Origin of the sequence: Yinghuangia soli (genome assembly GCF_021502675.1) — a bacterium.
Lineage (GTDB): Bacteria > Actinomycetota > Actinomycetes > Streptomycetales > Streptomycetaceae > Yinghuangia > Yinghuangia soli.
Genome location: NZ_JAKFHA010000016.1, coordinates 124,081 through 145,358 on the forward strand (window position 1 = coordinate 124,081; position 21,278 = coordinate 145,358).

Below are 21,278 nucleotides of genomic sequence, written 5' to 3' on the forward strand. Positions count from 1 at the left end.
TTCACAGAGCTGTCGAAGGGTTTCGATTCTCCAGTGGCCGACCGTCTCATCGTCCGTGGCGCGCGCGAGCACAACCTCAAGGACGTCTCCCTCGACCTCCCGCGCGATGCGCTGATCGTCTTCACCGGCCTGTCCGGGTCCGGCAAGTCGTCGCTGGCCTTCGACACCATCTTCGCCGAGGGGCAGCGCCGCTACGTCGAGTCGCTGTCCTCCTACGCGCGGCAGTTCCTGGGCCAGATGGACAAGCCCGACGTCGACTTCATCGAGGGCCTCTCGCCGGCCGTCTCGATCGACCAGAAGTCCACCAACCGCAACCCGCGCTCCACCGTGGGCACGATCACCGAGGTCTACGACTACCTCCGGCTGCTCTTCGCGCGCATCGGCCACCCGCACTGCCCGCAGTGCAGCCGCCCGATCGCCCGGCAGAGCCCGCAGCAGGTCGTCGACCGGGTGCTCGAACTCGACGAGGGAACCCGTTTCCAGGTGCTTGCGCCCGTGGTGCGCGAGCGCAAGGGCGAGTTCGTCGACCTGTTCGCGCAACTGCAGTCGCAGGGCTACAGCCGGGCGCGCGTGGACGGCCAGGTGATCCAGCTCACCGACCCGCCCAAGCTGAAGAAGCAGGAGAAGCACACCGTCGAGGTGGTCGTGGACCGCCTCGCGGTCAAGGCGTCCGCCAAGCGCCGGCTGACCGACTCGGTGGAGACCGCGCTGCGGCTCGGCGGCGGCATGGTCGTCCTGGACTTCGTCGACCTGCCCGAGGACGACGAGCACCGCGAGCGGATGTACTCCGAGCACCTGTACTGCCCGTACGACGACCTGTCGTTCGAGGAGCTGGAGCCGCGCTCGTTCTCGTTCAACTCGCCCTTCGGCGCGTGCCCGGACTGCACCGGCATCGGCACCCGCATGGAGGTCGACCCCGAGCTCGTGGTGCCGGACCCGGAGAAGACCCTCGACGAGGGCGCGCTCGCACCGTGGTCCAGCGGCCACGCCAGCGAGTACTTCGGCCGCCTCATCGACGCGCTCGCCGAGGCGCTGAACTTCCGTACCGACGTGCCGTGGAACGGACTTCCGGTACGCGCCCGCAATGCGCTGCTCAACGGGCACAAGACGCAGATCGAGGTGCGCTACAAGAACCGGTACGGCCGCGAACGCGCGTACACCACCGCGTTCGAGGGTGCGATCCCGTTCATCGTGCGCCGGCACTCCGAGGCCGAGTCGGACAGCAGCCGCGAGCGCTTCGAGGGCTACATGCGGCAGGTGCCCTGCCCGACCTGCCACGGCACCCGGCTCAAGCCGATCGTGCTCGCGGTCACCGTGGCCGGGAAGTCGATCGCCGACGTCTCCGCGATGTCGATCAGCGACTGCGCCGACTTCCTCGGTGCGATCCGGCTGAGCGCGCGCGAGAAGAAGATCGCCGAGCGGGTGCTGAAGGAGGTCAACGAGCGGCTGAAGTTCCTGGTCGACGTCGGCCTGGACTACCTCTCGCTCAACCGCGCCGCGGGCACGCTGTCCGGCGGCGAGGCGCAGCGCATCCGGCTCGCCACCCAGATCGGCTCCGGCCTGGTCGGCGTGCTGTACGTACTGGACGAGCCGTCCATCGGCCTGCACCAGCGCGACAACCACCGGCTCATCGAGACCCTGGTCCGGCTGCGCGACATGGGCAACACGCTCATCGTCGTGGAGCACGACGAGGACACCATCCGGGTCGCCGACTGGGTGGTCGACATCGGCCCGGGCGCGGGCGAGCACGGTGGCAAGGTCGTGCACTCCGGCACCTACAAGGACCTGCTGAAGAACAAGGAGTCGCACACCGGCGCGTACCTGTCCGGGCGCAAGGAGATCGCGACGCCGACCGAGCGCCGCGTCCCGGACAAGAAGCGCCGCCTGGTCGTGCACGGCGCCCGCGAGAACAACCTGCGGGACGTCACCGTCGGGTTCCCGCTGGGCACCTTCACCGCGGTCACCGGCGTGTCCGGCTCGGGCAAGTCGACGCTGGTCAACGACATCCTCTACACGCACCTCGCGCGCGAGCTCAACGGCGCCCGCACGGTGCCCGGCCGGCACACCCGCATCACCGGGACCGACCTGGTGGACAAGGTCGTGCACGTCGACCAGGGCCCGATCGGCCGCACGCCGCGCTCGAACCCGGCGACGTACACCGGGGTGTTCGACCACGTGCGCAAGCTGTTCGCCGAGACGCAGGAGGCGAAGGTCCGCGGCTACCTGCCGGGCCGGTTCTCCTTCAACGTCAAGGGCGGCCGCTGCGAGAACTGCGCGGGCGACGGCACCATCAAGATCGAGATGAACTTCCTGCCGGACGTGTACGTCCCGTGCGAGGTGTGCCACGGCGCGCGCTACAACCGCGAGACGCTCGAAGTGCACTTCAAGGGCAAGAACATCTCCGAGGTCCTCGACATGCCGATCGAGGAGGCGCTCGACTTCTTCGAGGCGGTCCCGGCGATCGCCCGGCACCTGAGGACCCTCAACGACGTCGGCCTGGGCTATGTCCGGCTCGGCCAGCCCGCCACCACGCTGTCCGGCGGCGAGGCGCAGCGCGTCAAGCTGGCCTCCGAGCTGCAGCGCCGCTCCACCGGGCGGACCGTCTACGTCCTCGACGAGCCCACCACGGGCCTGCACTTCGAGGACATCCGGCGGCTGCTCGGGGTGCTCACCACGCTGGTCGACAAGGGCAACACGGTCCTGGTCATCGAGCACAACCTCGACGTCATCAAGACCGCCGACTGGATCGTCGACCTCGGCCCCGAGGGCGGCAGCGGCGGCGGCATGGTGATCGCCGAGGGCAGCCCGGAAGAGGTCGCGGAGATCGCCGAGAGCCACACCGGGAAGTTCCTCCGCGAGATCCTCGCGGACCGGCTCTGACCGCGCAGCAGGCACGCCGGGACGGCGGGTGGCCGACCGATGGGATCATGGGTCGGTCACCCGCCGACCGCGTTACGGAGTCCAGCATGAGCACACCCGCCCCGTCCTCCCCGGACCGCCGTACCGTGCTGCGCGGCGTGGCCGCCGCCGGCGTGGTGGGCGCGGCGGGCCTGCCGCTCGCCGCCTGCGCGACCGAGGCGGGCAGCAAGGAGATCGGGCCCAAGGCCGGCGACAAGGGCCCGGAGACGGTCGGCAAGCTCCCCGAGATCTCGGTGGGCGCGGGTAAGGTCTTCAAGGACTCCAAAGTCGTCGTCGTGCAGCCGTCCAAGGACGTCTACAAGGCTTACGACGCGCGCTGTCCGCACCAGGGCTGCCTGGTCGACGAAGTCAAGCAGGGCGTCGTCAAGTGCCCGTGCCACGGCAGCCAGTTCGACATCAACGACGGCTCGGTGGTGCGCGGACCGGCGGTCCAGGGGCTGCCCGAACTGCCGATGAAGGTCGTCGACGGCGAGGTCGTGGTGGGCTGAGCCGCACGCCCGCCCGCGTCCCGCGAGAGAAACCCGCGAGAGAAAACTGAGGACCGATGGCCGACCCGGCAACGTACCGCCCCAAACCGGGCGAGATCCCGACCGACCCCGGGGTGTACCGGTTCCGGGACGTGCACGGCCGGGTCGTCTACGTCGGCAAGGCCAAGAACCTCCGCCAGCGCCTCTCGTCGTACTTCCAGGACCTCGCGGGGCTGCACCCGCGCACCCAGACCATGGTCACCACGGCCGCCTCGGTCGAGTGGACCACGGTCGGCACCGAAGTCGAGGCGCTGCAGCTGGAGTACTCCTGGATCAAGGAGTACGACCCGCGCTTCAACGTGAAGTACCGCGACGACAAGAGCTACCCGAGCCTTGCCGTCACGCTCAACGAGGAGTTCCCGCGCGTGCAGGTCATGCGCGGCCCCAAGAAGAAGGGGGTGCGCTACTTCGGCCCGTACGGGCACGCGTGGGCCATCCGCGAGACCGTCGACCTGCTGCTGCGCGTCTTCCCGGTCCGCACCTGCAGCAACGGCGTGTTCCGGGCCGCCAAGCAGTCCGGCCGGCCCTGCCTGCTCGGCTACATCGGCAAGTGCGCGGCGCCCTGCGTGGGCCGGGTCACTCCCGAGCAGCACCGCGAACTGGCCGACGAGTTCTGCGACTTCATGGCCGGCCAGACCGGCCCGTACCTGCGCCGCCTGGAAAACGGCATGAAGCAGGCCGCGGCCGACATGGAGTACGAGAAGGCCGCCCGGCTGCGCGACGACATAGCGGCACTCACGCGCGCGATGGAGAAGAACGCCATCGTGCTGGGCGACGGCACCGACGCCGACGTGATCGCCCTGGCCGACGACGAACTCGAGGCTGCCGTCCAGATCTTCCACGTGCGCGACGGCCGGGTCCGCGGCCAGCGCGGCTGGGTCGTCGACAAGGTCGAGGACGTCACCCCCGGCGACCTGGTCGAGCACTTCCTCCAGCAGATCTACGGCGACCAGAGCGGCGACGCGGTGCCCCGCGAGGTCCTGGTGCCCGCCCTCCCGGCGCAGCCCGCCGCGGTGGCCGAGTGGCTCTCCGGGCTGCGCGGCTCGCGCGTCGACCTGCGCGTCCCGCAGCGCGGCGACAAAAAGGCCCTGCAGGAGACCGTGCTGCGCAACGCCCAGCAGTCGCTGGTGCTGCACAAGACCCGCCGGGCCGGCGACCTCACCACGCGCTCGCTCGCGCTCCAGGAGATCGCCGACGCGCTCGGCATGGACACCGCGCCGCTGCGCATCGAGTGCTACGACATCTCGCACCTGCAGGGCACCGAAGTGGTGGCGTCCATGGTGGTGTTCGAGGACGGCCTGCCGCGCAAGAGCGAGTACCGCAACTTCGCCATCAAGTCCTTCGAGGGCCAGGACGACGTGCGCTCCATGCACGAGGTCCTCACGCGCCGCTTCAAGCACTACATCGCCGAGCGCGCCAAGACCGGCGAACCCGAGCTGGCCGGCATCGAGGCGTCGGAGACCCCCGAAAGCGCGCTCCCGGGCGGCCCGATCGACCCCGAGACCGGCAAGCCCAAGCGCTTCGCGTACCCGCCGCAGCTCGTCGTCGTGGACGGCGGGCAGCCGCAGGTCGCGGCCGCCAAGCGGGCCCTCGACGAGCTCGGCGTCGACGACGTCGCGGTGTGCGGCCTGGCCAAGAAGCTCGAAGAGGTCTGGCTGCCCGGCGAGGACGACCCGGTGGTGCTGCCGCGCAGCAGCGAGGCGCTCTACCTGATGCAGCGGGTGCGCGACGAGGCGCACCGCTTCGCCATCTCGTACCACCGCAACAAGCGCTCCAAGGCCATGACGACGAGCGCGCTGGACACCGTGCCCGGTCTGGGGGAGACCCGGCGCAAGGCCCTGCTCGACCACTTCGGCTCGCTGCGCAAGCTCAAGGCGGCCACCGTCGAGCAGGTCATGGAGGTGCCCGGCATCGGCCGGCGCACCGCCGAGAACGTCCTCGGGGCGCTCGCCGGGGCCGCCCCGAAGATCGCGGTCAACACCGCCACCGGAGAGATCACCACGGACGCCCCGGATGAGATCGTGGTCCCGGATCGTTCTGGTGGAAGTACCGAATGAACAGCCAGGGTGGAGGAACCTTGAGACACCGCAGCGTCGCCACGCGGAGCCGGTCATGAGTGACGCCGCCAGTAGTACCGCGGACAGCGCGGCAGGCTCGGCGGGCACGGCTCCCGAGCCGGTGCCCGGCATCCCCGAGCTGGTCATCATCTCCGGCATGTCCGGAGCCGGCCGGTCCACCGCCGCCAAGGGGCTGGAGGACCTCGGCTGGTTCGTGGTGGACAACCTGCCGCCCTCCCTCATCCCCGCCATGGTCGACCTCGGCGCGCGCACCCAGGGCGCGGTGGCCCGGATCGCGGTCGTCGTCGACGTCCGCGGCCGGACCTTCTTCGACGACCTCCGCGAGGCGCTCACCCAGCTGGAGACGGCCGCGGTCGTACGCCGCATCGTCTTCCTGGAGGCCGCCGACGACGCGCTCGTGCGCCGCTTCGAGAACGTCCGCCGCCCGCACCCGCTGCAGGGCGACGGCCGCATCGTCGACGGCATCGACGCCGAGCGCGCCCTGCTGCGCGAGCTGCGCGGCCAGGCCGACCTGGTGATCGACACCACCAACCTGAACGTGCACGAGCTGCGCGCCAAGATGGACGCGCAGTTCGCCGGCTCCAGCGAGCCGCGCCTCAAGGCCACGGTCATGTCGTTCGGCTTCAAGTACGGCCTCCCGGTGGACGCCGACCTGGTGGTCGACTGCCGGTTCCTGCCGAACCCGCACTGGATCCCGGAGCTGCGCCCGTTCACCGGCACCGACGAGCCGGTCGCCCGGTACGTCTTCGACCAGCCCGGTGCCAAGGAGTTCCTGGACGGCTACACCGAGCTGCTGCGCATCATCACCGAGGGCTACCGCCGCGAGGGCAAGCGGTACCTGACCCTGGCCGTCGGCTGCACCGGCGGCAAGCACCGCAGCGTCGCGATGGCCGAGCGGCTGGCCAAGCGCATGCAGGAAGACGGTGTGGAGTCCGTGGTCGTGCACCGCGACAAGGGACGCGAGTGATGCATACGTGAACAACGGATACGAGTACGCCCGGCACACCGGGCCCAAGGTCGTCGCCCTCGGCGGCGGCCACGGCCTTTTCGCGTCCTTGTCCGCGCTGCGCCGGCTGACCGACGACCTGATCGCGGTGGTCACGGTCGCCGACGACGGGGGGTCGAGCGGCCGGCTGCGCCGCGACCTGGGTGTCCTGCCGCCCGGCGACCTGCGCATGGCGCTGGCCGCGCTGTGCGGCGACGACGAATGGGGCAACACCTGGAGCCGGGTGATCCAGCACCGGTTCCGCTGCGAGGGCGAGCTCAACGGGCACGCGGTCGGCAACCTGCTGATCGTCGCCTTGTGGGAGCTGCTGGACGACGACCCGGTGCAGGCCCTGCAGTGGATGGGCCGGCTCCTCGGCGCGCACGGCAGCGTGCTGCCGATGTCCGCGGTGCCGCTGGACATCGAGGCCGACGTGCGCGGCCACGAGCGGACCGCGCCGACCGCGGTGACCAAGGTGCACGGGCAGCACATGCTGGCCAAGACGCCGGGCGAGGTGCTGGGCATCCGGCTGATCCCGGAGAACCCGCCGGCGGTGCCCGAGGCGGTCGCCGCGGTCCGCGACGCGGACTGGGTCGTGGTCGGCCCCGGCTCGTGGTTCACCAGCGTCCTGCCGCACCTGCTGGTCCCCGAGCTGGCCGCCGCGCTGGTCGAGACCAAGGCCCGCAAGGTGCTCGCCCTCAACCTCGCCCCGCAGCCCGGCGAGACCGACGGCTTCTCCCCGGAGCGCCACTTGGAGGTGCTCGCCGAGCACGCTCCCGGCCTGACCTTCGACCTCGTCCTGGGCGACAGCGACCTGGTGGACGACGTGGACGGACTGGCCAAGGCGGCCGCCGCGCTCGGCGGCCAGGTGCTCCTCACCCCGGTCGCGGTCGGGGACGGCACACCGCGACACGATCCGGGCCGCCTGGCCGCCGCCTACGGCCGGATCTTCGTCGATCGTGAAAGGATCGCGCCATGGCGATGACGGCAGCAGTGAAAGACGAGCTAAGTCGGCTCCCGGTGACGCGGTCGTGCTGTCGCAAGGCGGAGGTCTCGGCCCTTCTGCGTTTCGCCGGGGGTCTGCACCTGGTGGGTGGACGGATCGTCGTCGAAGCGGAGCTGGACACGGGCGCCGCGGCGCGGCGGGTGCGCAAGGACATCCTCGAGGTGTACGGGCACCAGTCCGACCTCGTGGTGGTGGCCCCCGGCGGGCTGCGGCGCAGCAGCAGGTACGTCGTGCGGGTGGCCAAGGACGGCGACCAGCTGGCCCGGCAGACGGGTCTCCTGGACGCCCGCGGCCGCCCGGTGCGCGGCCTGCCCCCGCAGGTGGTCTCCGGTGCGACATGCGACGCCGAGGCGGCGTGGCGCGGTGCCTTCCTGGCGCACGGCTCGCTGACCGAGCCCGGCCGGTCCTCGGCGCTCGAGGTGACCTGCCCGGGCTCCGAGGCGGCGCTGGCACTGGTCGGCGCGGCCCGGCGGCTCAGCATCTCGGCCAAGGCGCGCGAGGTGCGCGGCGTGGACCGCGTGGTGGTGCGGGACGGCGACGCGATCGGTGCGCTGCTCACCCGGCTCGGCGCGCACGAGAGCGTGCTGGCCTGGGAGGAGCGCCGGATGCGGCGCGAGGTCCGGGCGACCGCGAACCGGCTGGCGAACTTCGACGACGCGAACCTGCGGCGCTCGGCCCGTGCGGCGGTGGCCGCGGGGGCACGTGTGCAGCGCGCCCTGGAGATCCTCGGCGAAGAGGTGCCCGAGCACCTCGCGGCGGCGGGCAAACTCCGGCTGGAGCACAAGCAGGCGTCGCTGGAGGAACTGGGCGGCCTGGCCGACCCGCCGCTGACCAAGGACGCGGTCGCGGGCCGGATCCGCCGCCTGCTGGCGATGGCCGACAAGCGGGCCGGCGACCTGGGACTGCCGGGGACCGACGCCAACTTGACCGCGGACATGCTGGTTTCGTAGCAGCACTGGCCATTGCGCGCGGAATAGCGCAGCAATCAGGAGAAAATCAGTCGAAAACGCCGACCGAAGAGCCCTAGGTTTCTTCGGTCGGCTTTTTCGTGCCCGCGGCCGGATCCGATCGGTCCGCGCGGGCCCCGACGTTTCGCCGCATACCGTGCGCCGCCCCGCCGAGAGGACCCCATGGACATCGAGTCGGACATCGACATCCGGAACGTCACCGAGGACGAACTCAGCGCCTGGGGCCTCGCCATGGACGTGGGGTTCCTGCGGGTCCCGGACTACACCAAGGAAATCCGTGCGCAGTGGGGCGACTACCTGCGCGAGGTCGTCGACATCGACCGCACCCAGGGCGCGTTCGACGGCGCGGCCATCGTGGGGACGTTCCGCAGCTGGCCCGGCGAGATCGCCCTGCCCGGCGGCGCGTCGGTGCCCATGAGCGCGGTCACCAACGTCACCGTGAGCGCGACGCACCGGCGCCGCGGCCTGCTCACCCGCATGATGCGGGCCGATCTGGACGCGTCGGCGGCGCGCGGCGAGGCGATGGCCATCCTGATCGCCGCCGAGTACAACATCTACGGCCGCTTCGGCTTCGGCCCCGCCACCGACTACTCGCTCTACCGCGTCGACCTCGCGCACGCGCGCCTGACCGATGCCGAACTCGCGCACAAGGAGCCGGGCGGCCGCATCGAGCTGGTCTCGCCGGAGACCATGACCGAGCTCGGCCCGGACATCCACGAGGAGTTCCGGCGCCGCACGCCCGGTGCGATCACCCGGCGCTGGATGTGGTGGCCGTTCTACACCGCGGTCCGGCAGCGGCCCGGCGGCAAGGCCGTCGACCACCGGTTCTACGCCGTGTACCGGGACCCTGCCGGGGTGCCGACCGGCTACCTGGCGTACCGCATCGACGAGCAGTGGGACGACTTCGTCCCCAAGGCGACGCTGCACGCCGACCAGCTCATCGCCAACTCCCGGGCCGCCGAGGCCGCGCTGTGGGAGTACGCCACGCAGGTCGACTACGTCGTGCGCATCCACGCCGGCGAGCGCCCCGGCGACGACCTGCTGCCGCAGCGGTTCACCAACCCGCGCGCGGTGACCTGGGACAGCGCCCGCGACTTCGTGTGGGTGCGGCTGCTCGACGTGCCGGCCGTCCTGGGCGCCCGCACCTATGCAGTCTCCGGGCGGCTGGTGCTGGAGGTCGAGGACGCGATGGGCTACGCGGCCGGCCGCTACGTCCTCGAGGGCGGTCCGGAGGGCGCGTCGTGCGCGCGTACCGACGAGCCGGCCGAACTGGTGCTCGGCGTCGACGCGTTGGGTTCGCTGTCGCTGGGCGGCGGGTCCGCGGTACGCCTTGCCGAAGCGGGGGCCATCAACGAGCTGATCCCGGGCGCGGTGGCGCGCGCCGAGGTGATGTTCCGTACCGCGCGGGCGCCTTGGTGTCCGGACTGGTTCTGAGCCTGCGGGCCATTCCGGGGCTCGGGAGGCAGGGCACACCAACTGATCGTTGAGCGGACAGCAAAGACCGTCCAGCGGTTTTGTGATTCGCCTTGTCCCGTATCGGGATTCCCGTACCATGCGAAACGCGTGTAGCACGGCTGGTCTCACGCCACTTCAACAGCTCCCGGAGACAAGGGGGTTGGGCGGGGGACCGCCGGGCTTCATCCCCACGCGCCTGCCCACTCGCATCAGGGGGTTGAGTGAGACGCATCAAGGGTTCCCGACGATCTACGCGCATCGCTGCCACCGGAATCGCGGCCATATCCCTGGTCGCGACGATGGTTTCGGTGATGCCGGGGGCACAGGCGGCGGAGGAGGCCGACCCGTACCCGATCGTCACGAAGATCTCGGACGTGCAGTTGCCGAAAGCCGGCGACTCGGGCAAGAAGGCGTACCTGGCGACGTATGACGCCAAGGACGCCGACAAGATCTCCGCCTTGGGCATCGACCGCGTCGAGACGCCCACCAGCGTCGCCGGCGACGGCAAGCTGAAGTCGGAGCTGATCCTGTCCGAGGCCGAGGCGGCAAAGCTCGGCAAGAACGGGGTCGCCCTGGAGGTACGGAGCAGCAGCCAGTCGAAGGCGGGGGCACGCTCCTCCGTCGCCGCGGCCGGCGTGTACAAGCACTATGCGGGCGAAGGCGGCCTGGCCGAGGAACTGCTCTCGGTGGCCAATGCCAACCCGGACATCACCAAGCTGGTGTCGATCGGCAAGACCCATCTCGGCCAGGACATCCTGGCGATCAAGGTCTCCACGGAGGCCAAGACCGCCAGGGACGGCACCAAGGCGCCGGTCCTGTACATGTCCAACCAGCACGCCCGCGAGTGGATCACGCCGGAGATGAACCGGCGCCTGCTCCACCACTACGTCAACGGCTACAACGCGGGCGACCCGGAGATCAAGCAGATCGTCGACGAGACCGAGCTGTGGTTCGTGCTTTCTGCGAACCCGGACGGCTACGAGTGGACGTTCCAGCCTGACCAGCGGCTGTGGCGCAAGAACCTGCGCGACAACGACGGCAACGGCGTGATCTCGGGTGCCGACGGTGTCGACCCCAACCGCAACTTCCCGTACAAGTGGGGCTACGACAACGAGGGTTCGTCGCCTGACCCGTTCAACGACACGTACCGCGGTCCCGGCCCGGGTTCCGAGCCGGAGACCAAGGCGATCGACGGCCTGATGGACCGGATCGACCCGCGCTTCGTGGTCAACTACCACTCCGCCGCGCAGCTGCTGCTGTACGGCGTGGGCTGGCAGGTCTCGACCCCGAGCCCGGACGACCAGATCATGTCCGCCCTCGCGGGCACCCCGGCCAACCCGGCGGTGCCGGGCTTCGTGCCGCAGCTGGGCGCCTCGCTCTACGCGACCAACGGCGACACGGACGGCCACGCGGACTCCGTGCGCGGAAGCCTCGCCTTCACGCCGGAGATGTCCACCTGCGAGACCGCCTCGGCCTGGGACCCGAACGACGCCTGGGACCCGGCCGACTGCGAGAGCATCTTCAGCTTCCCGGACGACGAGACGCTGATCCAGCGGGAGTTCGCCAACAACATCCCGTTCGCGGTCTCGGTGGCCAAGTCGGCCTGGGAGCCGGACGAGCCGGTGTCCTCGGTCGGCATGTCGGCCAAGGACCTGGTGGTCCACAAGTTCGGCACTTCCTACGCGGAGAAGGGCGACTCGCAGGAGATCGCGCTCGACGCCAAGAAGAAGCTGACCGACGTCAAGATCAACTACAAGGTCAACGGCGGCAAGGTCAAGACCGACGGCGTGCTCGGCTACTACGGTGGCGAGCGCTACGGCGACGACGGCTTGAACTGGTACAAGTCGTACCGGGCCAATGTGAAGAACAACAAGCCCGGCGACAGCGTCGAGGTGTGGTTCACGGCCAAGAAGCCCGGCAAGGGCAAGGTCGAGTCCGAGCACTTCACCTACACCGTCGCCACCGGCGTCGAACAGGGCGCCGAGGTCCTGGTCCTCGCCAACGAGGACTACAAGGGCGTCAACCCGACGTACCCGGCGGGCACCAACGCGCCCAAGTACGCCGAGGAGTACCTGGCCGCGGTGCGCTCGACCGGCACCAAGGCGGCGTTCTGGGACGTCGACAAGCAGGGCGTGCCGGACGCGCTCGGCGTGCTCGGCCACTTCAAGGCGGTGGTCTGGTACCTGGGCGACAACCGGCTCACCATGGACGCCGCGGACGAACTCACCCGGGTGGGCAACCAGTACGTCCCCGACTCCACGGTGGCGGACCGGGCGTTCGAGCTGACCATGAACGTGCGCGACTACCTCAACGACGGCGGCAAGCTCGTGTACGCGGGCGAGACGACCGCGTACTACGGTCCGCTGAGCGGCGCCAACGGCGGCGGCATCTACTACGGCCTCAAGGGCGCGCCCGACCAGCCGTGCCGCATCACGACCAGCTTCCGTGACGACTGCGAGATCCTGTCCGACGACTTCACCCAGTACTACCTGGGCGTCTACGGGCGGGGCTCGGTCAACGGGGTCAACGGCGTGACCGGCACCCAGGCCCCGCTTGCGGGCGTCAATGCCGGCCTGCCCGGCACCGCGAGCAACCCGGTCAACGAGGCCGGTGGGTTCCTCACCACCAGCACCGTGCTCCCGCCGGGCCAGTTCCCGCAGTTCACCAGCCGGCCGGTCGCCGAGTACGCGGGCGTGCCGTCCGGTCCGTACACGCCGTACACAGGCTCGAAGTACATCGCGGGTCCGCACCAGGACGACTCGTACATGCGGCTGACCCGCACGATCGACCTCACCGGGGTCACCGCGGCGGACGCGGCCAAGCTGACCGCGCAGATGTCCTGGGACACCGAGGAGAGCTACGACAACGTCATCGTCGAGGCGCACACCGTGGGCCAGGACGACTGGACGACGCTGCCGGACCTCAACGGGCGCAGCTCCACTGCGGTCCCGGCCGAGTGCTCGGCGGGCTTCTACGTGGGCGGCCACCCGCACCTGGCGCACTACCTCACGGTCGGCACTCCGTGTGCTCCGACCGGTACCTCGGGTGCGTGGAACGCCTTCACCGCCAACTCCGGCGGCTGGCAGGAGGTGGCCTTCGACCTGAGTGCCTACGCGGGCAAGCAGATCGAGGTCTCCATCAGCTACGTCACCGACCCGGGCTCGGGCGGCGTCGGCCTGTTCATCGACGAAGCCAAGCTCGTCAAGAACGGCACCGCGGTCGAGACCGAGGGCTTCGAGAACGGCCTCGGGCCGTGGACGCTGGCCGGTGCGCCGCCCGGCGACCACTCGCCCGCCGCGTTCCTGCACACCAACGCGGTGTTCGGCAACTCGGTGATCGCGACCGAGGACTCGGTGGTGTTCGGCTTCGGCATCGAGCAGCTGGCCACCCAGGCCGACAAGAACGCGGTCCTGGGCCGGGCGGTCAACTACCTGCTGGGCAAGTGACCTTCAGGTGAGCCGCGAGGAACAGCGCAACCTGTAATACGTGTACGGCACGCAGAGAGGGACCCCGGTGGACCAGGTCCGCCGGGGTCCCGGCGCGTTGTGCACGCGCAAAGCACATGCAGTAGGCGCACATTGGCAAGCTCGGGGAGCGCGGACCGTGAGGGGACTCCCTCGAAATTGCCGACCAATCAGGTCATAGCCGACCTTCTTGCGGGCCTCTCAACGATCCGCCGCGGTACCGGGTTCCCGCGTGGGAGTAGCGGCCGCTAGCCTCGTCGTCCTTCCCGCAAGCGTCCCTGGGAGCACAAATCTCGTGAGTGGATACAACGGCCCCGGCAACCCGTACGGCCAGCCGCAGCAGGGCCCGTACGGCCAGCAGCCGCCTTACGGCCAGCAGCAGCCGCCCTTCGGCCAGCAGGGTCCGTACGGTCAGGGCCCGCAGCAGGGCGGCCCGTACGGCGGCGGCCCCGGCTTCGGCGGCCAGCCGCAGCGTCCGGCCCGGCTCGGCGCCGGCATAGCCGCGGGCGTCGTGACGGCGGTCGTCCTGGGCGCGATCTACGCGTTCATCCTCGGCCAGTCGGACGACAAGTACGGCTACATCACGATCGGCGTCGGCGCCATCATCGGCGCCGTGGTCGGCAAGGTCGGCGGCAAGAACACCGCGCTGATCGCGGTCGGCGCGCTGCTGGCGTTCGCGGCGTCGTTCATCGGCGAGTACTTCGGCCTCCTGCTGAACTACACCGAGAACACGCCGCTCACCTTCAGCCAGGCCATGGACGCATTTTCGTTCAGCAGCTACATCGAGGACTACTGGGGCGACGCGGTCGATGGCCAGGACTGGCTGTGGCTGATCGTGTGCACCGTGCTCGGCGGCGCGGTCGCCAAGACGGTCGGCGACAAGAGCTGACCGCAGCACCTGCACCACCCGAAGTACTTCCCGAGGCCCGGCAGCGGACGCATCCGCTGCCGGGCCTCCGGCATGTCCGGGGGCCGGGCGGGACTCTGCGGCCGGCCCGGAGGATGCCGGTGCAGATCGACTTAGCGACAGCGCGGCTTGTCGTCTTGGCCTGTGGACGCCGGGTCACGAGCAAGGTAAGGGGCGCGATAGGGTCGGACTTGGTCTCGGCTTGACGATTCCAACGCGTCGGCCGGGAGTCATCTATCAGGGCATCCCTCCGGCGCACCAAGAGGAGATCGGTTCGTGACGATCCGAGTAGGTATCAACGGGTTTGGCCGCATCGGCCGCAACTTCTTCCGCGCGGTTCTGGCCTCGGGCGCAGACGTTGAGATCGTCGGCGTCAACGACCTGACCGACAACGCCACGCTGGTCCACCTGCTGAAGTACGACAGCATCCTGGGCCGCCTGGGCCGCGAGGTCACGCACACCGACGACTCGATCACCGTCGGTGGCAAGACCTTCAAGACGCTGGCCGAGCGCGACCCGGCCGCGCTGCCGTGGGGCGAGCTGGGCGCCGACATCGTCATCGAGTCGACCGGCCGCTTCACCTCCGCCGCGGACGCGGGCAAGCACCTCGCCGCCGGCGCGAAGAAGGTCATCATCTCGGCGCCCGCCAAGGGCGAGGACATCACCGTCGTCATGGGTGTCAACCACGAGAAGTACGACGCCGCGCAGCACAACATCATCTCCAACGCCTCCTGCACGACCAACTGCGTCGCGCCGATGGCGAAGGTCCTCCTGGAGAACTTCGGCGTCGTCAAGGGCCTCATGACGACCGTGCACGCGTTCACCAACGACCAGGTGACGCTGGACTTCCCGCACGAGGACCTGCGTCGCGCGCGCGCCGCGTCGACCAACATCATCCCGACCTCGACCGGTGCCGCGAAGGCCACCGCCCTGGTCCTGCCGGAGCTCTCCGGCAAGCTGGACGGCATCGCCATGCGCGTCCCGGTCCCGACCGGCTCGGTCACCGACCTGGTCGTCGAGCTCGAGCGCGAGGTCACCAAGGACGAGGTCAACGCCGCGTTCCAGAAGGCCGCCGAGGGCGAGCTCAAGGGCTTCCTGAGCTACACCGAGGACGAGATCGTCTCCTCCGACATCGTGACCGACCCGTCGTCGTGCACCTTCGACTCGAAGCTGACCATGGCGCAGGGCAAGCAGGTCAAGGTCGTCGGCTGGTACGACAACGAGTGGGGCTACTCCAACCGCCTCGTCGACCTGGTCGGCCTGGTCGGTTCGCAGCTCTGAGCCGCCGAGCCGGACTGAGCCGGCCGCCGGCCGCAAGGCCGCGGCAGGCAGCCTGCTCCGCCTGACGGCACGTCAGGCCGGGTGAGCGGGCGCGGGCCCGGACGACCATGTCGTCCGGGCCCGCGCGCACCCGCTCGCATGTCGTACCCCTTGGTCGAATCCGGGCCGCCTCCCTCAGCGGCCCGCCCCTCGCGAGGATGAACCGAAAACCATGAAGACCATCGACGACCTCGACGTCGCCGGAAAGCGCGTTCTGGTCCGCGCCGACCTCAACGTGCCGTTGGACGGCGCGACCATCACGGACGACGGCCGCATCCGCGCGAGCCTGCCGACCATCCAGGCCCTCGCCGAGCGCGGGGCCCGCGTCGTCGTCACCGCGCACCTCGGCCGCCCCAAGGGCGAGCCGAACCCGGCCTACTCGCTCGCCCCGGTGGCCGCCCGCCTGGGCGAACTGCTCGGCAAGCCGGTCGCCTTCGCGACCGACACGGTCGGCGACAGCGCCCGCGAGACCGTCGCTTCCCTCGGCGACGGCGACGTGGCGCTGCTGGAGAACGTCCGCTTCAACGCGGCCGAGACCAGCAAGGACGATGCCGAGCGCGGCCTGTTCGCGGACGCCCTGGCCCTGCTCGCCGACCTCTACGTCGGCGACGGCTTCGGCGCGGTGCACCGCAAGCACGCCTCGGTCTACGACATCGCCCGCAAGCTGCCGCACGCCGCGGGCCGGCTGATCGCCGCCGAGCTCGACGTGCTCAAGCGCCTCACCGAGAACGTCGAGCGGCCGTACGCGGTCGTCCTCGGCGGGTCGAAGGTCTCCGACAAGCTCGGCGTCATCGACAACCTGCTCGGCAAGGCGGACCGCATCCTCATCGGCGGCGGCATGGTCTTCACCTTCCTCGCCGCCCAGGGGCACGAGGTCGGCACCAGCCTGCTGGAGAAGGACCAGCTCGACACGGTGCGCGAGTACCTGCGCCGGGCCGAGGAGAACGGCGTCGAGTTCGTGCTGCCGGTCGACATCGTCGCCGCTGCCGCGTTCGCCGCGGACGCCGAGCACGGTGTCGTCGCGGCCGACGCGATCCCGGCCGACCGCATGGGCCTGGACATCGGCCCGGAGTCCGGCAAGCTCTTCGCCGCCAAGCTGGCGGACGCGCGCACGGTCTTCTGGAACGGCCCGATGGGCGTGTTCGAGATGGCGCCGTACGCCGGCGGCACCCGCGCGGTCGCGCAGGCGCTGGTCGACGCCGATGCCTTCACGGTCGTCGGCGGCGGCGATTCCGCCGCCGCGGTGCGTACGCTGGGCTTCGACGAGAACGCGTTCGGTCACATCTCGACCGGAGGCGGAGCGAGCCTGGAATACCTCGAGGGCAAGACCCTGCCCGGCCTCGACGCCCTGGAGGGCTGAAGCACCATGTCGCTGAAGAAGAACCCGGCGGGCTCCGCCGTGACCGGCCGCATCCCGCTGATGGCCGGCAACTGGAAGATGAACCTCAACCACCTCGAGGCCATCGCCCTGGTGCAGAAGCTCGCCTTCGCGCTGGACGACAAGGACTTCGACCAGGTCGAGGTCGCGGTGCTGCCGCCCTTCACCGACCTGCGCTCGGTGCAGACCCTGGTGGACGGCGACAAGCTGCGCATCGTCTTCGGCGCGCAGGACGTCTCGCAGCACACCGGCGGCGCGTACACCGGCGAGATCGCGGGCTCCATGCTCGCCAAGCTCAAGTGCACCTACGTCACCGTGGGCCACTCCGAGCGCCGCCAGTACCACGCGGAGACCGACGAGATCGTCAACGCCAAGGCCAAGGCCGCCTTCGCGAACAACATCGTGCCGATCCTGTGCGTCGGCGAGGGCCTGGACATCCGCAAGGCCGGCGAGCACGTCGCGTACACGCTCGCGCAGGTCGACGGCGGCCTGGCCGGCATCCCGGCCGCGCAGGCCGAGCAGATCGTGATCGCGTACGAGCCGGTGTGGGCCATCGGCACCGGCGAGGTCGCCACCCCCGAGGACGCCCAGGAAGTGTGCGCGGCGATCCGGGCGCGCCTGGCCGAGCTGTACGACGGCGAGCTGGCCGCCAAGGTCCGCGTCCTGTACGGCGGCTCGATGAAGCCGTCCAACGTCGCGGGCATCATGGCGAAGCCGGACGTGGACGGCGGCCTGGTCGGCGGTGCGAGCCTGGAGGCCGAGGAGTTCGTCAAGCTGGTCCGCTTCCGGGACCAGGCCGTAGGTTAAGCACGTCACACACGTCGCAGGGATGTGATCGTTCTCCCGTTCCGGTTCCCACCGGAGCGGGAGAACGGCGTACCCTGTCCGAGGCCAGGAACCCCTGGCCGCGCGTCCGAAGAGTGCAGGGAAGGGCCCCGCGCACTCTCCGAAAAGGAGTTGGGCCAGGTGTGGGAGACCACGTTCTCGATCGCCCTGATCATCTTCAGCGCCTTGATGGTGCTGCTTGTCCTGCTGCATAAGGGCAAGGGCGGAGGCCTGTCCGACCTCTTCGGCGGCGGCATGTCCTCCTCGCTGGGCGGCTCCTCGGTCGTGGAGAAGAACCTCGACCGGCTGACCATCATCGTGGGCTCGCTGTGGTTCGTCACGATCGTGGTCCTCGGCCTGCTGCTCAAGGAGTAGTCGCCCGCCGGCAGCGCGCGCCTGAGGCCGGGTCCTGCGGACCCGGCCTTCGCGCGCACTCCGCCGTACGCCCCGGTGCACCGACCGACCGGTCTTCCGGTTTCCCTGTGCCCGGGGCGTTTCCCGTGGTACACACGATGTCCCGGTCCGCGCAGGCTTCCTGACGCCCTGTCGGAAAGCGTGCGGGACGCGGTTCACGGTCGCGAAAAGCGCACGTACACTGTTTCGCGAGGCAGCCTCCGGCCGATGGACCAGGGGAGTCTTGCGAGCCGCGCGACCGGGCGCTGGCTTCAGATCCAAGGGGAGTTTGAACCGTGGCAAGTGGCAACGCCATCCGTGGGAGCCGGGTCGGCGCGGGTCCGATGGGTGAGGCCGAGCGCGGCGAAGCGGCCCCCCGTCTGCGCATCTCGTTCTGGTGCGCGAACAAGCACGAGACCCAGCCGAGCTTCGCGACCGACGCACAGGTCCCCGAGACCTGGGACTGCCCCCGCTGCGGCCTGCCCGCCGGGCAGGACAGCGAGAACCCGCCGGACGCGCCGCGTACCGAGCCGTACAAGACCCACCTCGCGTACGTGCGCGAGCGCCGCAGCGACGCGGACGGCGAGGCGATCCTCGCCGAGGCGCTTGCCAAGCTGCGCGGCGAGATCTGAGCCCCGCACCTCTCCCGGGCGCCTGCCGCCCCGGTTTGTGACGCGCCCCTGAGGCGTTTCCGGGCCCGGTCCGGGCCGGTACCGCTCCGGGGCGGGCCGCCGGGCACGGTTCCGGCTCGGGTCGGCGGTGGACGCCGAACGGGTAGTCCTGTTCCTCCCCTCGGAGCAACGCTCCGCGCGCATCGGCCGTTCGGGTGCGGTGCCTCCCCAGACTGGCGCTGATCAGTCCGTACGGCCGCCTGCGTCCGTACGGCCGTCGCCTCGGGTCCCGGGAGCCGCCATGCGTATCCGCCGCACCGCCGCCACGCTGTCCGCCGCCGGCCTCCTGGCGGCCGCGGCCCCGGTGGCCGCCGCCGACTCGCTGCCCGCGCCGACGCGTCCCGCGCTGTCCATCAAGGTGGACGACGGCGCCACGAAGACGCGGGCGAAGCAGGAGCACACCTACGTCGTGCGGTTGAAGAACCTGGGGTCGACGGACCTCGACCGCATGGCGGTCACCGAGACGCTGCCCAGCGGCATGACCCTGGTCAGCGCGGGCGAGGGCGGGACGCGGAACGACGGCTCGTCCGAGGTGATGTGGACCGTGGACCTGCCGGCCGGCCAGGAGGTCACCCGGACCCTCAAGGCGCGCGTCGACAAGCTGCCGAGCGGCCAGGCCATGGCGTCGACCGCATGCGCGCGGCTGGCGGGCAGCAGCGTCCCGATCGTGTGCTCGACCGACCTGGACCAACTCCCCACCAAGGCCGAGCTGGCCGCGGCCGCCGAGATGCCGAGGACGACGCTGTACGGCGGCATCGCGGCGGCCGTGCTGGCGGTGGGCGGCGGGACCTGGTGGGTGCTGCGCCGCCGCCGGGCCCGGGTGTCGGCACCGGAGCAGCCTGCATAGGCGCGGACGGCCGCTCGGCGCTCAGGCGTCGATGTCGGTACGCGGCCGTCGGGGCGGAGGTGCGACGGCTGGGATCGGGCGGCGTACGGGGCGGTCGCCGGCGAGCCGGTCGGCGGTGAGGCGCCCGGCGGTGCGCGGCGCCGGCGCTTGGGGCGGGGCTGCCGATGCCTGGGCGTCGCCTTCGGGGGGTTGCGCCGGAGCGTTCCGTGCTGCCGCGTCGGTACGCCCTATCGGCCGCGCCTGCTGTCCCGGGCGCGGCTGGTCGTCCGCTGATGGGTGCTCGGCCGGCCTCGCGCCGGAGCCGGTGTCGCGTGCCGCGGCGCGGCGGACTGCCGCGGTGCCGCCGGTGATCCAGGGCGGGGCGTCCTCACCGGTGGCGGCGCGCCAGCGGGAGCGGACCGCGACGGGTTCGGCGGCGTGCGCGCGGACCAGGGCGTCGGTGGCCATGTCGACGACCTGCGGCAGGTTGAGCGCGGTGCCGACGCCGAGGGCGGCGGCGAGCGGCGGGACGGCGTCCGCCGGGCGGTCCGCGGAGATGAGGACCAGCCCGTAGACGGCGTAGGTGACCGCGACTTCAGGGCGCCGCGCGAGCGCGGGCTCCATACGGACGCGCCGCGCGCGCAGCGAGACCGCCTCTTCGAGCGACTCCACCGCTTCGTCGTGGCGCTTGGCGCCGCTGAGCAGCAGCCCGAAGCTCTGCAGCGCGGCGGCCAGGGCGTCGTCGGCCGGCCCCGGGGTCGCCTCGGCGCTCGAACGCCGCAGGCGTACCGCGGAATCGGCGCGGTCTATGGCCTCGTCGACGCGCCCGACCCGGGCCAGCAGGTTCGCTTGACGGGTCGTCACCTGCGCGAGGACGTCGGCGTCGGCAAGCGTGAGCAGGCGCGCGGCCTCGTCGAACAGCGCGAGGGCCTCTTCGACGAGCCCGGTGGCGGCCAGCCGTCCCGCGAACTCGTCGAGGGCGTCGGCCAGTCCGGCCCGGTAGGTCTCGGGGGAGCGGGCCGCGAGGGTGCGGTACGCCTCGACGCACTCGTGCAGCACGGCGAACGCCCGGTCGTTGTCGCCTGCGTCGCCGAGCCGCGCGCCGAGGTCGCGCAGCGTCGCGGCGAGGAGCGGCCGATGCCGGTGCACGTCGAGAGCGGACAGCCGGCGGGCACGCAGCACCGCGTGTTCGGCGATCTTGACCGCGTCGGCGTACTGCTGCCCGCCGGCGAGCACGGCCGCGAGCGCGCGCAACGCGTCGATGAGCGCGGGGGAGTGCTCGGCGGGGTCCTGCTCGGCAAGGTCGCCGAGGATGCGTACGGCGGCCCGCGCCGGGGCCGACGCGTCCACGTGCCGTCCCGCACGGCTGAGTTGCCGCGCCTTCTCGGCGAGCATCGCGGCCCGGTCGCGCTCCTCGCGCCGCACGGTGGCGGCAACCGCCTTCGAGGGGCGTTGCCCTGACGGAAGCTCAGACTCCGGATAGGCCGAATCTCGTGCCTGGGGGAGCGAGTACGCAGGCACGAGGGCCGTCGAAGCCTTTGCGGCCGCCGCCTCCT

Annotated in this window: 16 protein-coding genes; 15 read left to right on the plus strand and 1 reads right to left on the minus strand. The window is 70.9% G+C overall.

The features are described from left to right. Nucleotides 1-33: 33 nt before the first annotated feature. The 15 genes from uvrA (at nt 34) to LZ495_RS25115 (ending at nt 19,743) form a co-directional block, all read left to right on the plus strand. Nucleotides 34-2,880 carry an excinuclease ABC subunit UvrA gene (gene uvrA / locus LZ495_RS25045; RefSeq protein ID WP_235055128.1) on the plus strand — a complete coding sequence of 949 codons (2,847 nt, stop codon included), beginning with the start codon at nt 34-36 and terminating at the stop codon, nt 2,878-2,880. An 86-nt stretch (nt 2,881-2,966) separates the two neighbouring features. Then, complete coding sequence (locus LZ495_RS25050) at nt 2,967-3,407, plus strand: Rieske (2Fe-2S) protein (protein ID WP_235055129.1); 441 nt, start codon at nt 2,967-2,969, stop codon at nt 3,405-3,407. A 56-nt stretch (nt 3,408-3,463) separates the two neighbouring features. Then, nucleotides 3,464-5,503, plus strand: coding sequence for an excinuclease ABC subunit UvrC (gene uvrC, locus LZ495_RS25055; protein ID WP_235055130.1), 2,040 nt, complete (start codon nt 3,464-3,466; stop codon nt 5,501-5,503). A gap of 55 nt (nt 5,504-5,558) precedes the next feature. Beyond that, the gene (rapZ, locus tag LZ495_RS25060; protein WP_235055131.1) at nt 5,559-6,491 is read left to right on the plus strand and encodes an RNase adapter RapZ; all 933 of its coding nucleotides are present in this window, start codon (nt 5,559-5,561) and stop codon (nt 6,489-6,491) included. A 7-nt stretch (nt 6,492-6,498) separates the two neighbouring features. After that, nucleotides 6,499-7,494: a gluconeogenesis factor YvcK family protein gene (locus tag LZ495_RS25065; protein ID WP_235055132.1), complete on the plus strand. Its 996-nt coding sequence runs from the start codon at nt 6,499-6,501 to the stop codon at nt 7,492-7,494. Then, nucleotides 7,485-8,465 (plus strand): DNA-binding protein WhiA, encoded by a 981-nt coding sequence (gene whiA, locus LZ495_RS25070; RefSeq protein WP_235055133.1) that lies wholly within the window; start codon nt 7,485-7,487, stop codon nt 8,463-8,465. The genes LZ495_RS25065 and whiA overlap by 10 nt, the downstream gene beginning before the upstream one ends. A 180-nt stretch (nt 8,466-8,645) precedes the next feature. Then, nucleotides 8,646-9,917: a GNAT family N-acetyltransferase gene (locus LZ495_RS25075; protein ID WP_235055134.1), complete on the plus strand. Its 1,272-nt coding sequence runs from the start codon at nt 8,646-8,648 to the stop codon at nt 9,915-9,917. Nucleotides 9,918-10,249: 332 nt separating this feature from the next. Beyond that, nucleotides 10,250-13,384 (plus strand): M14 family metallopeptidase, encoded by a 3,135-nt coding sequence (locus tag LZ495_RS25080; protein WP_235055135.1) that lies wholly within the window; start codon nt 10,250-10,252, stop codon nt 13,382-13,384. Nucleotides 13,385-13,697: 313 nt separating this feature from the next. Further along, the gene (locus tag LZ495_RS25085) at nt 13,698-14,291 is read left to right on the plus strand and encodes a hypothetical protein (RefSeq protein WP_235055136.1); all 594 of its coding nucleotides are present in this window, start codon (nt 13,698-13,700) and stop codon (nt 14,289-14,291) included. Between the two features lie 294 nt (nt 14,292-14,585). Continuing rightward, entirely contained in the window at nt 14,586-15,590 is a 1,005-nt protein-coding gene (gap, locus tag LZ495_RS25090; protein ID WP_235055137.1) for a type I glyceraldehyde-3-phosphate dehydrogenase, read from the plus strand. Nucleotides 15,591-15,801: 211 nt separating this feature from the next. Next, on the plus strand, nt 15,802-16,989 hold the full coding sequence (locus LZ495_RS25095) for a phosphoglycerate kinase (protein WP_235055138.1): 1,188 nt from the start codon (nt 15,802-15,804) through the stop codon (nt 16,987-16,989). Between the two features lie 39 nt (nt 16,990-17,028). Continuing rightward, a complete protein-coding gene (tpiA, locus tag LZ495_RS25100) occupies nt 17,029-17,814 on the plus strand; it encodes a triose-phosphate isomerase (RefSeq protein WP_235055190.1) in 786 nt (261 codons plus the stop codon). Between the two features lie 159 nt (nt 17,815-17,973). Further along, a complete protein-coding gene (secG, locus tag LZ495_RS25105) occupies nt 17,974-18,207 on the plus strand; it encodes a preprotein translocase subunit SecG (protein WP_308268639.1) in 234 nt (77 codons plus the stop codon). 314 nt (nt 18,208-18,521) lie between these two features. Then, entirely contained in the window at nt 18,522-18,857 is a 336-nt protein-coding gene (locus LZ495_RS25110) for an RNA polymerase-binding protein RbpA (RefSeq protein ID WP_269453090.1), read from the plus strand. Nucleotides 18,858-19,137: 280 nt separating this feature from the next. Further along, nucleotides 19,138-19,743, plus strand: coding sequence for a DUF11 domain-containing protein (locus LZ495_RS25115; protein ID WP_235055139.1), 606 nt, complete (start codon nt 19,138-19,140; stop codon nt 19,741-19,743). A gap of 21 nt (nt 19,744-19,764) precedes the next feature. On the opposite strand, the gene LZ495_RS25120 is transcribed toward LZ495_RS25115, so the two are convergent. After that, nucleotides 19,765-21,147 (minus strand): tetratricopeptide repeat protein, encoded by a 1,383-nt coding sequence (locus LZ495_RS25120; RefSeq protein ID WP_308268640.1) that lies wholly within the window; start codon nt 21,145-21,147, stop codon nt 19,765-19,767. Nucleotides 21,148-21,278: the final 131 nt, after the last annotated feature.